Origin of the sequence: Paenibacillus sp. FSL k6-2145 (assembly GCF_037976585.1) — a bacterium.
Lineage (GTDB): Bacteria > Bacillota > Bacilli > Paenibacillales > Paenibacillaceae > Paenibacillus.
In genome coordinates this window covers 857,197-874,538 of sequence record NZ_CP150267.1, presented here as the reverse complement: position 1 = coordinate 874,538, position 17,342 = coordinate 857,197, and the positions used below count along the sequence as shown (strand labels likewise).

The 17,342-nt window shown below is 45.2% G+C and carries 18 protein-coding genes; 10 read left to right on the top strand and 8 right to left on the bottom strand.

The annotated features are described in order from the left end of the window. Positions 1-235 precede the first annotated feature (235 nt). The 4 genes from NZ043_RS03845 to rarD all read left to right on the top strand — a co-directional run bounded on the left by NZ043_RS03845 (position 236) and on the right by rarD (position 3,049). Positions 236-601, top strand: coding sequence for a hypothetical protein (locus NZ043_RS03845; RefSeq protein ID WP_339310730.1), 366 nt, complete (start codon positions 236-238; stop codon positions 599-601). A 50-nt stretch (positions 602-651) separates the two neighbouring features. Next, entirely contained in the window at positions 652-1,284 is a 633-nt protein-coding gene (locus NZ043_RS03840; RefSeq protein WP_339310728.1) for a 2'-5' RNA ligase family protein, read from the top strand. Positions 1,285-1,450: 166 nt separating this feature from the next. After that, the gene (locus tag NZ043_RS03835) at positions 1,451-2,038 is read left to right on the top strand and encodes a hypothetical protein (protein ID WP_091037884.1); all 588 of its coding nucleotides are present in this window, start codon (positions 1,451-1,453) and stop codon (positions 2,036-2,038) included. A 132-nt stretch (positions 2,039-2,170) separates the two neighbouring features. Then, positions 2,171-3,049 carry an EamA family transporter RarD gene (gene rarD / locus NZ043_RS03830; RefSeq protein ID WP_133387454.1) on the top strand — a complete coding sequence of 293 codons (879 nt, stop codon included), beginning with the start codon at positions 2,171-2,173 and terminating at the stop codon, positions 3,047-3,049. A 533-nt stretch (positions 3,050-3,582) separates the two neighbouring features. Here rarD and NZ043_RS03825 read toward each other — a convergent pair. The 3 genes from NZ043_RS03825 to NZ043_RS03815 form a co-directional block, all read right to left on the bottom strand. Next, complete coding sequence (locus tag NZ043_RS03825) at positions 3,583-4,038, bottom strand: hypothetical protein (protein ID WP_133387456.1); 456 nt, start codon at positions 4,036-4,038, stop codon at positions 3,583-3,585. Positions 4,039-4,995: 957 nt separating this feature from the next. Next, positions 4,996-6,009, bottom strand: coding sequence for a glycosyl hydrolase 53 family protein (locus NZ043_RS03820; RefSeq protein ID WP_339312643.1), 1,014 nt, complete (start codon positions 6,007-6,009; stop codon positions 4,996-4,998). Positions 6,010-6,392: 383 nt separating this feature from the next. After that, on the bottom strand, positions 6,393-6,620 hold the full coding sequence (locus NZ043_RS03815; protein ID WP_017692425.1) for a hypothetical protein: 228 nt from the start codon (positions 6,618-6,620) through the stop codon (positions 6,393-6,395). Positions 6,621-6,868: 248 nt separating this feature from the next. Here NZ043_RS03815 and ppk1 point away from each other — a divergent pair, with 248 nt between their 5' ends. Further along, positions 6,869-8,950, top strand: coding sequence for a polyphosphate kinase 1 (gene ppk1 / locus NZ043_RS03810; protein ID WP_339310725.1), 2,082 nt, complete (start codon positions 6,869-6,871; stop codon positions 8,948-8,950). On the opposite strand, the gene NZ043_RS03805 is transcribed toward ppk1, so the two are convergent. Both NZ043_RS03805 and NZ043_RS03800 read right to left on the bottom strand, forming a co-directional pair. Continuing rightward, on the bottom strand, positions 8,910-10,439 hold the full coding sequence (locus NZ043_RS03805; protein ID WP_339310723.1) for a Ppx/GppA phosphatase family protein: 1,530 nt from the start codon (positions 10,437-10,439) through the stop codon (positions 8,910-8,912). The two genes, ppk1 and NZ043_RS03805, sit on opposite strands and share 41 nt — an antisense overlap. Before the next feature lie 26 nt (positions 10,440-10,465). Beyond that, on the bottom strand, positions 10,466-10,720 hold the full coding sequence (locus tag NZ043_RS03800) for a hypothetical protein (protein WP_017692428.1): 255 nt from the start codon (positions 10,718-10,720) through the stop codon (positions 10,466-10,468). Positions 10,721-10,958: 238 nt separating this feature from the next. Here NZ043_RS03800 and NZ043_RS03795 point away from each other — a divergent pair, with 238 nt between their 5' ends. Beyond that, the gene (locus NZ043_RS03795; RefSeq protein WP_091037871.1) at positions 10,959-11,618 is read left to right on the top strand and encodes a YheC/YheD family protein; all 660 of its coding nucleotides are present in this window, start codon (positions 10,959-10,961) and stop codon (positions 11,616-11,618) included. Between the two features lie 355 nt (positions 11,619-11,973). Further along, positions 11,974-12,117: a sporulation histidine kinase inhibitor Sda gene (locus NZ043_RS03790; protein ID WP_017692430.1), complete on the top strand. Its 144-nt coding sequence runs from the start codon at positions 11,974-11,976 to the stop codon at positions 12,115-12,117. Positions 12,118-12,138: 21 nt separating this feature from the next. Here NZ043_RS03790 and NZ043_RS03785 read toward each other — a convergent pair whose 3' ends face one another. Further along, positions 12,139-12,390: a hypothetical protein gene (locus NZ043_RS03785; RefSeq protein WP_074096361.1), complete on the bottom strand. Its 252-nt coding sequence runs from the start codon at positions 12,388-12,390 to the stop codon at positions 12,139-12,141. Between the two features lie 76 nt (positions 12,391-12,466). Continuing rightward, on the bottom strand, positions 12,467-13,468 hold the full coding sequence (locus tag NZ043_RS03780; protein ID WP_133387017.1) for an NAD(P)/FAD-dependent oxidoreductase: 1,002 nt from the start codon (positions 13,466-13,468) through the stop codon (positions 12,467-12,469). Positions 13,469-14,095: 627 nt separating this feature from the next. Between NZ043_RS03780 and NZ043_RS03775 the strand changes: the two genes are divergently transcribed. Both NZ043_RS03775 and NZ043_RS03770 read left to right on the top strand, forming a co-directional pair. Beyond that, positions 14,096-15,289 carry an NAD(P)/FAD-dependent oxidoreductase gene (locus NZ043_RS03775; RefSeq protein WP_036605766.1) on the top strand — a complete coding sequence of 398 codons (1,194 nt, stop codon included), beginning with the start codon at positions 14,096-14,098 and terminating at the stop codon, positions 15,287-15,289. After that, positions 15,286-15,540 (top strand): hypothetical protein, encoded by a 255-nt coding sequence (locus tag NZ043_RS03770; protein ID WP_036673350.1) that lies wholly within the window; start codon positions 15,286-15,288, stop codon positions 15,538-15,540. Before NZ043_RS03775 ends, NZ043_RS03770 begins: the two co-directional genes overlap by 4 nt. Positions 15,541-15,702: 162 nt before the next feature. On the opposite strand, the gene hemQ is transcribed toward NZ043_RS03770, so the two are convergent. Continuing rightward, positions 15,703-16,449, bottom strand: a complete 747-nt coding sequence (hemQ, locus tag NZ043_RS03765; RefSeq protein ID WP_062837936.1) for a hydrogen peroxide-dependent heme synthase — start codon at positions 16,447-16,449, stop codon at positions 15,703-15,705. A gap of 228 nt (positions 16,450-16,677) precedes the next feature. Here hemQ and NZ043_RS03760 point away from each other — a divergent pair, with 228 nt between their 5' ends. After that, complete coding sequence (locus tag NZ043_RS03760) at positions 16,678-16,971, top strand: YuiB family protein (protein WP_017692435.1); 294 nt, start codon at positions 16,678-16,680, stop codon at positions 16,969-16,971. Positions 16,972-17,342: the final 371 nt, after the last annotated feature.

The window sequence follows — 17,342 nt, the reverse complement described above, 5'->3', positions numbered from 1 at the left end:
GATTGGTGTCCGTTTTTTATGTTATCGAAGAGGGATGATCTGCAATAACGTTAGACAGTTTAGAGGATTATCGCTCAACTTCCAACTACTCCTTTGAATCTATGTTATATTATTCTAAAGATGGGAAGAAAATGTGATTATGTGAAAACCATCTTCTCTTCATTGGAATTTCTGCGAGTTCAAATGTACAAGGGAGTGAACAGTTGTGAAGATGTATTCTAAAGGAGTTATATTATTGATCTTTGCGGTTTTTATGATTAGTGTATCGAGTGGTTCAGGGTTATCCCAATATACAAACGTTAAAAATACGATGAATCAATTTCACATCACTTCTCTTTATCCGAAAAATAAGAATGGACAGACATACGGTTCTAACATATATGCGACTTCTCCAGAAACAGAACCTGATTTAATCTTGGCTACTGGTGTGGATGGTACAGAAGGATATCTGCTGAAAAAAGACATGGATGGCGAGCAACCAAAAACACCAGAAGAAGCTATTGCGATACAGAACAGCAGACCACCAGACGGATGGGATATTCCACTGTATGACAAGGATGGTGAAACCGTAATTGGTGTGTTTCGTGTTGGAGGAAAGTGAAGGTAACCAGATTAGGATCAAATGTGAAACTACCATGAAACGTTAATGAAATGACCACCATTCGGGCAGTTGATCAAAAGGGTCGGCTGCTTTTTGATTTTAAGCTTATTTACTTTGCTAAAGGACGTGAAGGTAATATGAAATACTTCATTGGAATTACCCCTCCAGACGATTATAAAGAAAAAATTGTGGCATTTCGTGATCGTTGGTCCAGTAATCGTCTTAATGATGTAGTCGAGCCTCATATCACTGTAAAAGCGCAGGGTGGTCTTACCGTTGATCTTCATTGGTTAGAAAGTGTGAGACAGACATGCTCTTTAATGCCAAGTTTTCAATTATCATTATCAGAACCGGGATCGTTCGGAAGTGTTGTTACATTTCTTAGTGTTGAAACGAGCAATGTCATCAAGTTACATCGAAATTTGGTAAAAGTGATTTCTCCATCACAAGAACTTTTAGACCGTTACTTTGAAATGGATAAATATCATCCTCATTTAACCTTGGGGCAAACCTATTGGGGTTTGAACGAGAGTGACATTGAAGAAATGAAGCTCTTAACAATTAAGGAATTGGCTCCTTTTCCAACCTTTGATGTCAATTATGTACGCGTATATAAAGAAGTTGAACTAAACAAATACGTACCATTTGAAGACATTCAATTGGGAACTGAAAGAGTGAAGTGATTCAAATAACAGGAGCATTAGGTTCATGTAGAGGGTTGAGTAGATGATCAAGTTTGAGTGAACCATGGTTGGTTCTCTGATATAATGCTTTCGTTATCTCCTTTCTCGTAATTCAATCTATTTGCGCTGAGAAGTTGCGTTATCGTTGTGCCCAGGGGGACAGTTAATGAAAAAGATAAAACTTATTGTAAGCTTATTGATACTGGGGATTTTTTTATTTGGGTCACTGGATGGATTACGTTTCAAAGAAATAAATGTAATACCAGGTGATGTCAAAATTGTGCGATCTGAAGAAATTAATGATTTTGGGAAAGCAGTGTTGTTTGAAGACAACCAAGATAAGACTTTTGGGATTGCTGGATTAAAGAAGGAGTTCAGGGTTCTATATCGTTATGGTATAAGTACAGATGGTTATTGGATTGAGGAGGGCAAACCATTTACAGCTGCTGGGATTGGTGATTCAAACTATTTTGTAGTCGCGGTAAAAACAGCTAGGGAATCAAATATCAAATATGTTGCCCTTGGAAATCACATGGAGAGTGTTATGCCCTTGGAAAACTATGAATTATCTCTTGAGAATGTCAAAGCAAATCTTGATGGCTACCATTTGAAAGAGGTTACTGATAATTATGTTCTGTTTGTATTAGATGAGTACTCTGAGGATACGTGGACAATAAGAGCCTTTAGTAAAGATGGAGATTTAGTTGCAGATAAACTATTTGGTGGGGAAGCAAGATTTATAGATCGGGAATGAACTAGTAGTTTATACTAACTCGAAGTTTTTGCTCAAAGAAAAGTCCAGCATGACCTATGGCCCCTTTACTTAAACAAGGATCGAGGCGTATAATCCGTTGAGACATTAGAGTAAGTAAGAGGGGAAAAAGCTATGAATAATGGATTAATCAACGCGATCATTGCGTATATCATGTGGGGGGTTCTCCCGCTGTATTGGAAGTTGTTCGAAAATGTACCGGCAGGCGAGATTTTATCGCACCGGGTTGTCTGGTCATTTGTCTTTATGGGGATTTTCGTTGCCGTCCAACGTCGTTGGAGTGACATGAAGCGCATTCTGACCAGTCGTTCGACCCTGCTGTCCCTTACCGCGAGTGGGCTGCTAATTGCTATTAATTGGCTTATCTTCATCTGGGCAGTTAACAATGGTCATGTCGTTGAGACAAGTCTGGGCTATTATTTGAACCCGTTGCTGAATGTGTTGCTGGCGGTTGTCTTCCTTCATGAAAAACCAAACCGGGGACAATGGCTCGCGATTGCCATCGCTGGTGTAGCGGTGCTTATCATCGCTATCGACTACGGACGTTTCCCATGGGTTGCGATCTCATTGGCCGTGTCATTTGGCTTGTACGGTCTGGCGAAGAAGAAGATTAAGCAAGACGCCTCTGTGGGCTTATTTTCAGAGACAGCTGTAGTTCTGCCCGTCGCACTTGGCTACTGGATCTATCTGGCTGTTGTAGGAAAAGCAACGGCATGGACGCTGCCTGCGCCCATGTTCTTCGAACTGTTACTTTCCGGTGTGGTGACGGCGTTGCCGCTGTTGTTCTTTGCACGGGCGGCTGCTCGAATGTCATTGTCCACACTAGGATTTGTACAGTATATTGGGCCGACAATCATGCTGATCCTGAGTGTGTTTGTGTTCAAGGAAACGGTCTCGCCAGTTCTGCTCGTTGGTTTCGCGCTGATCTGGACAGCGCTTATCGTATACGCTGCCGCATCAATGCGTGCTACGAGACTTGCTAAGGTAAGCTGAACAGATGTATCTGAATCGTTATAAATGCCCTGCCCGCCTATGAGGTGGACAGGGCATTTATACGTTTATGAAGAAAAGATAAGATAGCCCAGCAAAACTAAAAAGGCAGCTGATCAACATTGTGGTAAAATACAGGAGTACTAATCAAAAATAGTAATAAGAAAATGAGGAGGCAACAGATATATGATGGTCAATGGCCTGTACCGTAAACGTGGTTGGTTCTTTTTAAAGAATGATGTAGTTCAGACACTATTTCAGTTTTCTATTTCAGCGATAATTGGTGTTATATACGGGGTTATGCTCGTTAACGAGACGATAGGTGGGCTTATTAATAAATTGCTCCCGAGCACGAATGGTCCGGATCTTCATTTATATCTGCCCGTTGTGATAACGGTGTTCATCTACTCGTGTTTTATTCAGAAGAGACAACGGATTTTACTTGAAAAAATCTCATTTAGTTGTCTCCATATTTTTGTTGCCCTGCTAGGCTGTATTTCTTCAGTTGTTGTGTTATTGGTGATCTAAACCATATCCTACGTATCTACACCTTCAGCCCCATCAACTGCATCAATGACACCGACAGCGAGTGTTGTTACCGCAGCAGCAGCTAAAAGATTCTTGGCACCAAGCTTGACTCTGTCCTTATCTTCCTCTTGCATGCCTACAACAACATCTTTACCGCTGTTATATACATACTTGGCTGATATCGCTACACCTTTTGCAGTATTGGTTACAGCACCTCCAATATCGGCAAGCCCCGCGTCTATGGCGGTATCATCTTTTCGAATTGCACCACTGGCAAGATCATATGTGCCACTAGCCAGTTGTCCAACGGTTTTGCCTGTATTAATCGTAGCTTTCTCTACGCCGTTTCCGACTTCTTTGATAAAGGGACTTCCCGCGATTTCACCAACAACCCTCACGCTGCCGCCGAGTACTTTCCCGGTTACTTCCCCAGCTAACTGACCTAGCCCTTTTAAAAAACTCATCCTTATGCCTCCTCTCCTATAAAAAGTTGATCCTATGTGTTATCTCAATAAACTTATTATATTCATATGTAAGCCAAAAGAACATCAGTCTCCAGCCCGAGTGGTACACCCCTCCTCGATTGATCGCGACATGATTTTAGAAGTGCCTCATAGAGCAGCAACGTAGTGGAGGAGGCGGAATCGATTCTGAAGAAGCGGAGCGTTCGCCTGAAAGCTTTCTGCAAGAAAGTTACATCGGAAGCATAGGCTATCCCCGGATTTTCCCCTTATCAGGGGAATTCATGAAAATCTGGGGATAACAGCGATCATAAGAACGATCCGCCCCCGGAACGCCACCACGCGGCCCCCTCAACGCACTTCATCGCCAAAAGGCGCTAATCCCACCGGGAATAGCGCCTCAAGCCCTTGTTTTACCTTGCTACCTAATCCATTTGACTACACACGGTTTTAGAAGTGTCTCAAGGAGCAGCAACGTAGTGGAGGGGGCGGAATCGATTCTGAAGAAGCGGAGCGGTCGCCTTTATCCCCGGATTTTCCCCTTATCAGGGGAATTCATAAAAATCTGGGGATAACAGCGATCATAAGAACGATCCGCCACCGGAACGCCACCACGCGGCCCCCTCAACGCACTTCATCGCCAAAAGGCGCTCATCCCACCGGGAACAGCGCCTCTAGGCCTTGTTTTACCTTACTACTTAATCCATTTGACTACACACGGTTTTAGAAGTGTCTCAAGGAGCAGCAACGTAGTGGAGGGGGCGGAATCGATTCTGAAGAAGCGGAGCGTTCGCCTGAAAGCTTTCTGCAAGAAAGCTACATCGGAAGCATAGGCTATCCCCGGATTTTCCCCTTATCAGGGGAATTCATAAAAATCTGGGGATAACAGCGATCATAAGAACGATCCGCCACCGGAACGCCCACCACTGCTCCCATCCAAACTTCTAACCTCTCCGTGTTCTAGTCAATAAATCCTTCCATGACAGCCGTTGGCATCATATTAGACTGCCATGCGCCTTTGCCGTAGCCGCCGTTGTATCCTGGTGTAGCCTGAGGCTCCCAGTAGAATACACCTTTTCCTTTGCCATTTGGCAGATTGCGGATTTGGTTTTTCATCGCTGCAACAAAACTTTTACCAGCTGCAGCCTGGTTATTGTCCATGCCAATTTCGGAGATCATGATCTCTTTGCCATAACGGTTGATCATATCCTTGGCGTTGTTTACCGTATTTGTCACAGCGGTGTTCCAGCCGGAAGCTGAAGGATAGAGGGACATGGCGATCATGTCAAAGTTAGCTCCGTTATTGATCAAACCACCAATATTCCATACATAGAGGGCGTTATCATCCCCACCTGCCAGATGCACAATGGTTTTGGTGCCGCTGCTCAGGGATTTCACTGCATTATGGCCCGTGTTCACCAGCCACGCATAGTTTTTCATGTTAGTGGATGCTTTGCCATCTTCCCATAACATGCCGTTGCTTGTTTCATTACCGATCTGAACCCAGTCAGGGGTGACGCCTTTGCTTTGCATCGCCGTCATAACTTCACGAGTGTGGTTCCATACCGCATCCATGAGTTGTTGGAACGTATAGTTTTTCCAGGCAGCAGGTTTGGTTTGCTGCCCAGGGTCTGCCCAGGAATCGCTGTAGTGCAGGGTAAGCATTACACTCATGCCGGCATTCTTGGCACGTTGTGCGAGTGTAGCCGCACGATCCTTATTCATATAACCGTTCCCATAATCATTCGAAGGATTAACAAAGACCCGAATGCGAACGGAGTTGATTTGATAGTCGTTTTTCAAAATATCAATGATGTCACGCTGTACCCCGTTTTTATCTTTCCATTTGTAACCTTGGGCTTCCATTCCGGGAACCCAACTGATGTCGGCTCCTTTGGCGAAACTTGGTGCTGCGCTGGCATGCTGACCTGCGGGCAACATGATGGAGGTGAATAACAAAACAAAAGCCAACATGATGGATGTCTTGAAACCCCTTACATTTTTGAACATTACAAGATGCCTCCTCGGATTTTGGTTGAATTGCATCCTAATTATAGCCATCTTGGTTTGCTCTACTAAAGGGTCTATTTCCAATATTTTGGGTGTTTTCTCAACCTCTCTACAGAAAATGAGAAAACAAAAAGCCGTCCGAAGACGGCTTTTCTACCCGTGGCGCTTTTTGAAACATTGATCCGTATCCCGCGCCTCCACCAGACTCTTTTAATTTGAGCTAGTGGATCGGGTAAGGGACACGTTCAACATGTGATTAGAAATGTTGACGCACCTCCTTTCCTTGTGGCAAGAGTATACAACACCTGGTTTCGGAAAGCTAGTCTTTTTTACGTTTTTACGCAAAATTATTTTTCAGTCTGGAACATCGTGATATCTCGTGCATAATGGCTCTTTGTTCCGTCATTGTTTCGGATGCGCACACTGTCTTCACTGATCCGCTCCACAATGCCACAACCGACCTCGCAATAGACGCCAGCCGGGTCTTCCTGCCATGCGCTTACCATACATTGGGATAGTGCAGCCGTGAAAAATTCTATATTTTTTTGTAACGTTCTAGGTTTGTTGGATTTCATTATATACTCCTTTAATCAAATATATTTGGAATGAGAACAAGCAACCGGACCAAATCACACTGTACTTCACTTTACTCTGTCTATTGACCTTTGTAAAGGGATGGAAAAAGTTGCGGCCATGAGGTATCATTTACATAAATTTTACGTAGCGTTTACACTGCGCTGACGCTTGATGTTGATTACGAATAGTACAATTATATGAGAACTTCTAACCAAGAATAGATATGCAACACATTCGGAGGCCATACATGCATAGAGACGTCAAAACAGGCAACTACGTTAATCGTGATTTGAGTTGGGTTGAATTTAATCGGCGCGTACTTCAGGAGGCCCAGGATCCAACAACGCCTCTGCTGGAACGCATGAGATTTCTCGGCATTGTCGCTAGTAATCTGGACGAGTTCGTCAGTGTAAGGGTGGCAGAGACAAAAGAGAAGATCAAGGCCGGATTCACGCAAAAAGATTTTACAGGATACACGCCTTCGGGATTGTACCGCAGATTGATCAAACGAACCGGGACCATGGTCGCCGAACAGTATAAAACGTATCGTGAACTCATTCGTCTACTAGCCAAAAAAGGCGTGAACATTCAGGAATATACAGATCTTAATGTGACACAGCAGCGCGCAATGGACCAATACTTTCATGAAATTATTTTTCCGGTACTCACACCGATGGCGATTGACCAGAGCCGTCCGTTCCCGCTGGTACACAACAAGTCTGTCTATCTGTCCGTGATGCTTCAGAAGGAAGGGGAGCAAGAGGGCGAGCCGTTTATGGCTATTGTTCAGGTACCTTCCAATCTGCCGCGAGTAGTTCAGGCTCCCATTCGGGCGAATAGTAAAAAGAAAACATTTATTCTGATTGAAGACCTCATCAAACATCATATTCATACGCTCTTTAGCGGATATGTCTCACTTGCTGCACAGGAATTCCGAGTGACTCGCAATGCGGATCTGTTCATTAATGAAGAAGAAGCGGAAGATCTGCTTGAGGCCATTGAAAAAGAATTGCGACGCAGACGCCGCGGGGCTCCTGTACGACTGGAAGTCTGTAAGGATTTTCGTCCGGATGCCTTATTGGAATTGCAGGATGAATTTGATATTCAGGACCCGGTATATGAAATTGATGGACCACTTGATCTGAGTTTTCTGGCGGGATTCGTGGACAGTCTGGAAAGTTTTTCACATCTGAAATACAGTCCGGTGAAGCCGGTCTATCCACCGGAGTTTCTGCCAAGAGAAAGTCATTTTGAGCTGCTGCGCAAACGCGATGTACTGGTGCATCATCCGTATGAATCGTTTGAACCAGTCACTGATTTTATATTGGAGGCTTCCGAAGATCCAAGAGTCCTGGCCATCAAGATGACATTATATCGGGTTAATGGCGACTCACGCCTTATTCCGGCACTTGCACTTGCGGCTGAGAGTGGTAAGCAGGTCACGGTGGTGGTGGAACTGAAAGCCCGATTTGATGAAGAGCGTAACATTGCTTGGGCTCGTAAGCTGGAGAAGGCCGGTTGTCACGTGGTTTATGGACTGGTTGGACTGAAGACCCATGCCAAAATCATTCTTGTCGTACGCAGGGAACAGCAGGGGCTGAGACGTTATGTTCATGTAGGAACCGGTAACTATAATGAGAGTACAGCCAAAGTGTATACGGACGTGGGGCTGTTCACCTCCAATCCGATTATTGGGGAAGACGCATCCGAGTTGTTCAATGAGATTACCGGATATTCCGGTCCGAAGGCATTGCAGGCATTCCGCGTAGCTCCGGATGGTATGAAGGATGAACTGTTCGCCCTGATTCGTCGAGAAACGGAGCATGCGCTGAAAGGCAAACCTTCCAGAATCATTGCCAAGATCAACTCCTTATCCCATCAGGATATGATTGATGAGTTGTACGAGGCTTCTCAAGCCGGCGTGCAGATCGACCTGATTGTGCGAGGCGTATGCTGCCTGCGTCCGGGGGTAGAGGGGCTGAGTGAGAATATTCGGGTCATTAGCATTGTGGATCGTTTTCTGGAGCATTCACGGTTGTTTTATTTTGAGAATAGCGGCAACCCGGATGTATTCATCTCCAGTGCAGACTGGATGACACGTAACCTGAATCGAAGAATTGAACTGATGTGTCCCGTATTTGATCCAGAGCTGAAGAAGATGCTGGTTGATATTCTTAATCTGTCCCTTATGGATAATGTCAAAGCCAGAGAACTTATGCCTGGTGGCAATTATGTATTTGTAAAAAATGAAAAGCCCCCGCTGAGAAGTCAGACGGAGGCCATGGGTATTATCCCTTGGAAGCCTGCTGAATGGAGTGCGTTAACGTAACTCCCCAGGCTTCCTTCAGATCCTTGACGGCCTCTTCCAGGCCATCAAGTTCCAGTAACGGCTCAGCTGTACAGGTGAATTGCACCTGCAGCGAGTCGTTTTCTTTTGTTGCTTCAATCGCAGCGATGCTTTCGGATCGATTGATGGCTTCCGCTACGCGCAGCAGAGAGCCAATACGATGAGCATGCCGCTCATCCGAGTTTTTCAGAATGTCCCGGTGCTTATTCAGCAGCTGAGGCGTTCTTTTTTTGGGATGATAATCAGCTGCACTGGCACTTAGAATGGTCTCCCGATGAGAAAGTCCATAGATACTTGCATTCATGATCCAATAGGCCGAGTGCTGTGTATAACGGAAATAGTTAATCTGTTTACCTGCCATGTGCAGCATGGAGGATGCATACAGGATTCGGGCATCTGCTTGATCAGGAGGGGTACCTTGTAATGCAGTATACAGGGTAACCGTATCCTGATGAATCCGTTGCAGACGTTTCTCTGGAATAGGCGGACCAAAGTGGATAAAGTTGCGGATACTGTCCTTCAGCGCGTCCGGAACGACTGGCTGACCTCCAGCCATGTAATCTCGCAATAACCCGTCTCGTAGACCCGCACCACTAACCACATAACGATCTCCCTGTATTAACTGGAATACAGTTCGAAGGATCAGTACGCCGGGCACAATGATGTCTGCGCGATCTTTGGCGAGCCCAGGTACCTTTTTGCGCTGTGCCGAGGTGAGATGAGGCAAGGAGCGAGCGATGTTCTCCATCGCTTCCTCACTGATCTCATAATGATGGGTGACAGGCAGAGAATACTGGGTACGCTTCTGTTCCACTTTGGCGAGTGTACGCATTGTGCCACCAAGTCCGATGAGTGGCAGGCCGGGATGCTCACGAATCCAATCCTGTCCACGGAGAGCCTCAATGACTTCGTTGCACAATGCATTTGCATTTGCCTCGGTCCACTGATCTTCACCCCCATAACGGGCATGTGAATTCACTGCACCAATGGGGAGGGAGATGCTATGTAACCTTTTCCGATCCTGAAAGACCGTGATCTCTGTGCTGCCGCCTCCAATATCTACGACGTAACCGTCTGCCAGATCAATGGATTGAGTGACACCAAGGAACCCATAATAGGCCTCCCGATCTCCCGATACACATTCAATGGTAAGTCCCGTCTCTGTCTCCAGCCATTCAATAATTTCCAGGACATTGTTTGCATTACGAATAGCTGCGGTAGCTGCTGCGCGAATCAGTTTGGTCTGATACGCTTCACAGGTCGCTTTGAATTGACGCAAGATGGTAATGGCTTTATCCAGAGAATGGCGCAGAATGGTTCCATCGGACTCAACAACGCTGCTCAGACGAGCGGCGTATTTGTCTTCATGAATGATGCGATAGGCTGCGTCCTGATCCAGTTCATATATAACTAGACGAATGGAGTTCGAGCCGATATCAATAATTCCTAAGGTTTCATTAGTACGTGTCATAAGCATCTCCTTCTACAGAGGTTCAACTACCCGAAGTGAAGAAGGGCAGCCATGGCTTCCGGTGAACCCGGCGGTGTGGCAGAGAAGGGCGTAGTTAACATAACAACAATGATAAAGACGATGAAACAGGCAAATATAAGACAACTCACGGCAAAGCCGCGATTACGCTTTTGCATAAACAGTCGAATACCTGTGACAAAAAGAAGTACCGTAACAGCTACCAGAACGATCGACATTGCAAAATAGGCTACGCCATAAAGTGATTTGAAAAATGCTTCCATTTGTTCTGAACGCTCCTTAGATCCTCATATTTAAGCCCTTCCAAGCCATTCCTTAGTAGCATACGACAGATTGACTTGTTTGAAAAGCAAACCGGGCGCTTGTTCCCGTTTCCGCCATCACCCCTGGGACAGGTTACATGGAAAAGGGGCCTTTGCCGTGGACAGACATCCAAGAAAGCAAGGCTTCTGTTGAGTATGTATAAGGAAGGACTATTGTTTCAAGGAAGGAGATCAACCCATGTCGAGACAACTTGCAAGCAAATGGCGGAAGACAGCGGCTCTGATGAAATACCCGGTAGCGGCTGTCCATATCCCACAGACCAAGGCATTCAATTCGGGTAATCTGCTACAAATGCTCAGTCGTTATGGAATGGTGTACGTCAAACCTATTGTAGGAGGCGGTGGTTACGGTGTCATTCGGGTATCGGCGAGCGGTGGGGCTTATCGATACACCCATATGAAAACGACCCGTTCTTTCGCCAGTTTCAGCCAGATGTATCGCTCTCTGGTGCGTGTAAAAGCTAGACGCAAGTACTTGATCCAGCAAGGTATTCATCTGGCAACAATTCAAGGGAGACCTGTTGATTACAGAGTCAAAGTTGTCAAAACCGAACGAGGCTGGGTATTCCGTTCTTTAGTAGGACGACTCGCTCGTCCCGGACTCTGTGTGACGAATCTGAGCAAGGGTGGCACCATGTTATCAGGAAGGCGAGCTCTTGGTTTATCCCTGCCACATATATCCGGTCGGCACAAACGCCGGGAGATGCGCTCCCTTACACTGACATGTACGTACATTATGGAAAGTCAGTTCCCTGGTGTAGGTCAGCTTGGATTTGATTATGGACTGGATTATTCAGGCAAGATCTGGATTTTGGAAGTGAATACCAGACCTCAATAGAAAATGAATGGGAAAACTCAAGAAAATTCAAGAAAAACCGATAATATATAGAAGAAAACGGTATGAAAACCGTTTGAAATTTTACATTACTGGGTAATTTACTCGCAACAAGTCTTGAAACTATGAATTTATTCCAAAAAAAATACGCTGATAAACGTTCTGACAGTAGTACAAACTTCCTGTGCATAAATATTGTCCACACTATACACGTTGATTACTCTGTATTTTTTCCATTTATCAACAAACTATGCACAGGATTTCCACATAACGTTGTGGATAACAAGAACGCTTGTTCTCTATATGAATCTCTGATATGATAGTTTTGAGGAAAAAAAAGGAAAGGTTGTGGCGGGAAATGGCTATGTTATCCGATGAGATGTTGTTGGATTCCTACCATAAAGCGATTGAGTTGAATCTCGAACGAGATTTCATCGCACTGCTGTTGGCAGAAATCCATAAGCGCAAACTGGGTACCGACGTATCTGCCATTCTTCACTAGAGATCCTCATTGCAGGCAATGTTACAGGTTTCCGGACAAGTCCCATAGTGAGACAGGCCATGGCGTGCTCGTCTGACAATGGTGACAGTACATCACATGATTGCAAACGTTTTCGACTTCGTCTGCCGTGTCAGAGGAAGGTTGGAATACGTAGGGGCTGTATGGTCCGGTGTAATCATCCAATTTGCCGCATTCTAACAGTCCCTGAAGGCAGTGGGGGCAAGCCTGCTCCGGTACAACCAGACCGTTACACAGCGGGCATATATAAGACAAGGGTATCCCTCCTGATATGGATTCACTCAGGAGTAAGATACCCTTTTTTGTATCAATATATGTTATTTCCGCAAAACTAGCGTTTCATGTTACTACTGTGTCCTGGGGACAACTTGGCATCCGGATCGAAGTATACCTTCGCATTGTTAACGGCTGTTGGAGCTTCGCCGAATCCGACAGCGATCAGCTTCAGTTTACCTGGGTAGGTTGTGATATCTCCGGCAGCGAAGATTCCTGGAATAGATGTTTCCATGCGGGAATCAACAACGATGGAGTTGCTGTCAATTTCGATACCCCACTCGGCAATCGGTCCGAGAGAAGAGACAAATCCGAAGTTAACGATCACGTCATCTACTTCGATTTCCTGTGTTTCTTTGGTTTTCACATGGGAAAGGGTTACCTTGGTAATGGTGTCATCCCCATGAAGTTCCGTGATTTCGGTCGGTGTAACAACGTTCACCTTGGAATTCATCAGGTTTTCGACACTGTGCTCATGTGCACGGAACTTGTCCCGGCGATGGATCAGCGTCACTTGCTCAGCGATAGGCTCCAGCATGAGTGCCCAGTCTACCGCGGAGTCACCGCCGCCACTGATCAGTACTTTTTTGCCAGCGAAGGCATTCAGATCACTGATGAAGTAGTGCAGGTTGCTCTTCTCGAACTTGGCAGCACCTTCAAGCTCCAGGCGACGTGGTTCGAATGCACCTACACCAGCTGTAATAATGACTGCTTTGGCATGATATTCATTCTCATCCGTCTTCACGATGAAATGTTGTTCATCCTTTTTCTCCACCGATACAACCTTTTCTTCAAGGCGGATGTTCGGGTTAAAATGGCTCATTTGCTCAACCAGGTTATTCACCAGTTCCTGAGCCGTTACTTTCGGGAATCCGGCTACATCATAGATGTATTTCTCCGGGTAAAGAGCGGCAAGCTGTCCGCCAAGCTGTGGCATACTTTCAACCAGTGTAACGGATGCCTGACGCATCCCACCGTAAAACGCGGCGAACAGACCCGCAGGGCCTCCACCGATAATAAGTAAATCAGTCATATCATGACTGGAATTTTGTGCAGTCAAGAATCAACAACACCTTTCATATTTTAATAGGTAGTTAACAGAAAGAATGTGCAGGCTACGGATCGTAACCGGCATTGGTGCCGAACTGTCTTTCCTATTATAAACGGTGTATTCAGGGTTGCAAAGTTAGCGGCGTCACGAAACTGAGAATAATTGATGAAGATCAGATGAGAATAGGATGAAATTGGAAATGAAAGGTTATGAAAAATAACAAAAAAAACCTTGATCTTTACTAGAAATACAGATATCCTTGACCTGTACTATGTGTTTTTTTGTCTAATTTAGAGTCAATATGTAATATGAAGACAGATCCCGTGTTTTGTAGAATCTTGTGGTTAATTTCACAACATGAAACGATAACTTGCGTGCAAACGTATCAATTTCATAAACCCTTTAGCTACTTCAATCAAGTCTAGATATAGATCAAAACAGTTCGATATGTCGATATCTAGTTTCATAAAATCCATTTTTAGTGAGTCATGAAATTGATGCAAACGTTTAAATAAATTCGCGAAGTTAACATTTGTCGTCATAATGGGCAAGACCTCATCAATATTTGTAAGTATGTGCATTTTGCATCTCACCCAAGATCGGGCTGATGCAAGTGAAACCGGAAGGGGTATAGACATGAGCAGTATTCCCAAAATCGTCATCCTCGGCGCGGGCTATGGCGGGATTCTGACAGCCCAGCGGCTGCAGAAGGAATTGAACTATAACGAGGCCGACGTCACACTGGTGAATCGGCATGATTATCATTATATTACTACACATCTACATATGCCGGCAGCCGGCACGGATACCATTGAGCATGCAAGAGTGCCCATTTCCAAGCTGATTGATGAGTTCAAGATTGATCTGGTCAAGTCTTCCGTGAAGGAGATTCGTCTGCAGGATCGGAAGATTATTCTGGAGGATGGCACGTTATCCTATGATTATCTAATTATTGGACTAGGCGGAGAACCCGAGACCTTCGGGATTCCGGGTATGCTCGATCACGCGATGACAATCCGCAGCATTAACTCGGTCAGACTGATTCGAGAACACATCGAATATCAATTTGCGATGTACAAAAACGATAACAAACGAAATCGTATTCGGTTTGTCGTAGGTGGAGCGGGTTTCAGTGGTGTAGAATTCGTAGCTGAACTTGCAGATCGTATTCCACAGCTGTGCAAGGAGTTCGACGTGAATCCGAAACATGTGCACATCTATAATGTAGAGGCGGCGCCTTCGGCCTTGCCTGGATTTGATCCGGAATTGGTAGAACATGCGATGAATGTGCTCAAGAAGAAGGGCGTTACTTTCAAAATTGGTGTTCCAATCAAGCAATGTCTCCCGGACGGGGTTATTGTGGGTGAGGGTGAAAAGCTCGATGCTGCTACAGTTGTATGGACCGGCGGTATTCGCGGTAACTCACTGCTGGAACAAGCAGGTCTTGAAGTGATGCGGGGACGGGTGAAAGTAGACGACTACCTGCGTGCCCCTGGACATGAACATGTTTATGTCATTGGTGATAATTCACTTGTGTTCAACGCGGAAGGACGCCCTTATCCGCCAACAGCACAGATTGCGATGCAGCAGGGTGTGAACTGCGCCAAGAACGTCGTGGCATCCATTCGCAAGAAACAGCCGCAACCTTTTGTATTTACGAGCAAAGGAACGGTTGCTTCATTGGGTAAAGGTGAAGCCATTGCTGTTGTAGGCGGCAAGAAATACAAAGGCTGGAAAGCGGCTCAGTTGAAGAAGCTGGTTGATCTGCGTTATTTGTTCATCATTGGTGGTATTCCGCTAGTCCTGAAGAAAGGGCGGTTTTTTGGATGAGACATTGCAGTGTTCAGGTCCGGGGATTATTAACACGTGAAGAGCTGGATCGATACAACGCCCTGATGCAGGTTGGTGGTTATCTGGAGGAACAGGATCAGTATGATCTGGCCTACATCGTGCAGAAAGAAGTGGATATTCTCATTTTGCCCGCGATTGAGCGACTTAAAGAGAAAGGTCGTGACCGTGACCGGGCCACAGCCGAATTCCTCGAATCACTGAAAGCGGTTGATGAAGAGGACGAGGATTAGAGACATAACCTTCCAATCGCTGTTATCCCCAGATGTTAAATAGTTCAAACTATATAGATCTAAATCAAGCTTGAGGTAGTAGAATATTGGTACATAATAAAGCACCACGACAGTATCCTTTACAGGAGATGTTGCGGTGCTTTATTGTTCGTTGCACTATTTTTACAGCTTAAGCATGTCTTCCAACGTACCTTCGTTCAACAGACTTCCCACATAGAACGAACCGAATTCGCCATACCGAGCGCTGACTTCATCAAAACGCATCTCATAAACGAGTTTTTTGAATTGAAGTGCATCATCCGCAAACAGCGTAACGCCCCATTCCCAATCGTCGAAACCAACAGAGCCGGTAATAATCTGTTTCACTTTACCCGCATAGCTGCGACCAATCATGCCGTGACTGCGCATCATGGTACGACGCTCGTCCATGGACAGCATGTACCAGTTGTCATTCAGCTCACGTTTTTTGTTCATCGGATAGAAGCAGATATATTGCCGTTGTGGCAGAACCGGTTTCAGACGGGCGATAATCTCCGGATTTTGCATCGGGTCTTCGCCTTCTTTGCCAAGGTAGTTGCTCAGTTCCACTACACTGACGTAAGAATAAGACTTCGTTGTGTATTGGGCAAACATCGTTTTGTTAAACGCGTTCTCAACAGCCTTCAGATCTTCCAGCGTTTCACGCAGGTGCATCATGACGAGGTCTGCTTTTTGGCCTACAACCGTATATACGACTGTACTTCCTTTGGATGAATCCTCGACTTCTTTCCATTCTTTCCAGAATTCCTGAAGCTCGTCCAGTGCTACAGCACGTTCTTCATCATCTGCTGCTTTCCAGGCGGCCCAGTTAATCGAGCGAAAATCATGCAGGGCATACCAGCCCTCCAGTGTTGATGCGGCTTCGTTCATTGGTTTTGTTCCTCCTGCAAGGTATATTTCCAAATCCCTATAAGGGACGGGTGAGTACTTTATCGTTTACATTGTATCCCAACATGAAGCAGAAGGGCAAATGAACAGAGTATGAATATAGGGAAATTTGTCCAGAAAGTTCGTTGCTTCGCCACATTTTTTGCGGTACACTAACTACTATCCAGAAGTGAAACCTGAATGTGTGAAAGAAGAGGTGAATGTCGCCCGATGCAATTTATACCTGTGTTGGTATTAATGGTATTATTTTTTGTTATGATGTTTGGTATCGGTTTCATTCTGAACATGTTGATGAAGACGACCTGGTTTCCTTCCTATCTGTTCATCATTGTAATTCTACCTGTTGTTGTATACTCTCTGTGGGATCATTCGTCGTCTCTGATGTCACATCTGGGTTCCTTCCAGCTTGTGGACTATATGACGGGCATCGCTGGACTGGCTGGTGCGGTAATCAGTGGCTGGACGATCCAGAAGTTACGTTTGGGTGGGTACAGAATGTTTTAGATTGTTGGAATGAGGTAACACATGCCACTGTAATCGCGTGAAAGTCTTGTCTTTGTCGTAAACGCTTACGAGTACAAAGGGAAGGCTTTTTTGCTGTTTATTTATATTAGAAGGATTATTGTCCATGTGTACTTCATATACATCTGGAGAACATTCTCTTTAGATATTCCCTTGTATTCTGCGGCTACAGCTTTTATAGTATTCTAGCGGCTCTCGACATTTTTATTTTAGAAATTTGCTGAATTCGGCGAAAACGTGAATGATGTCGACCTAGGACGAAACGGAGCGAGAACAGGCCGTCTTTTTACCTGTTTTTGAACATTTGAGGATCAGACATTTATGATAGAATAGATAAACATACTTTTGGGGAG

Coding starts and splice junctions, on each gene's coding strand:
- NZ043_RS03775 (WP_036605766.1), top strand. CDS start 14,096: ATGAGCAGTATTCCCAAAATCGTCATCCTCGGCGCGGGCTATGGCGGG.
- NZ043_RS03760 (WP_017692435.1), top strand. CDS start 16,678: ATGCAATTTATACCTGTGTTGGTATTAATGGTATTATTTTTTGTTATG.
- NZ043_RS03835 (WP_091037884.1), top strand. CDS start 1,451: ATGAAAAAGATAAAACTTATTGTAAGCTTATTGATACTGGGGATTTTT.
- NZ043_RS03805 (WP_339310723.1), bottom strand. CDS start 10,439: ATGACACGTACTAATGAAACCTTAGGAATTATTGATATCGGCTCGAAC.
- rarD (WP_133387454.1), top strand. CDS start 2,171: ATGAATAATGGATTAATCAACGCGATCATTGCGTATATCATGTGGGGG.
- NZ043_RS03795 (WP_091037871.1), top strand. CDS start 10,959: ATGTCGAGACAACTTGCAAGCAAATGGCGGAAGACAGCGGCTCTGATG.
- NZ043_RS03770 (WP_036673350.1), top strand. CDS start 15,286: ATGAGACATTGCAGTGTTCAGGTCCGGGGATTATTAACACGTGAAGAG.
- NZ043_RS03820 (WP_339312643.1), bottom strand. CDS start 6,009: ATGTTGGCTTTTGTTTTGTTATTCACCTCCATCATGTTGCCCGCAGGT.
- NZ043_RS03790 (WP_017692430.1), top strand. CDS start 11,974: ATGGCTATGTTATCCGATGAGATGTTGTTGGATTCCTACCATAAAGCG.
- NZ043_RS03840 (WP_339310728.1), top strand. CDS start 652: ATGACCACCATTCGGGCAGTTGATCAAAAGGGTCGGCTGCTTTTTGAT.
- ppk1 (WP_339310725.1), top strand. CDS start 6,869: ATGCATAGAGACGTCAAAACAGGCAACTACGTTAATCGTGATTTGAGT.
- NZ043_RS03800 (WP_017692428.1), bottom strand. CDS start 10,720: ATGGAAGCATTTTTCAAATCACTTTATGGCGTAGCCTATTTTGCAATG.
- hemQ (WP_062837936.1), bottom strand. CDS start 16,449: ATGAACGAAGCCGCATCAACACTGGAGGGCTGGTATGCCCTGCATGAT.
- NZ043_RS03825 (WP_133387456.1), bottom strand. CDS start 4,038: ATGAGTTTTTTAAAAGGGCTAGGTCAGTTAGCTGGGGAAGTAACCGGG.
- NZ043_RS03815 (WP_017692425.1), bottom strand. CDS start 6,620: ATGAAATCCAACAAACCTAGAACGTTACAAAAAAATATAGAATTTTTC.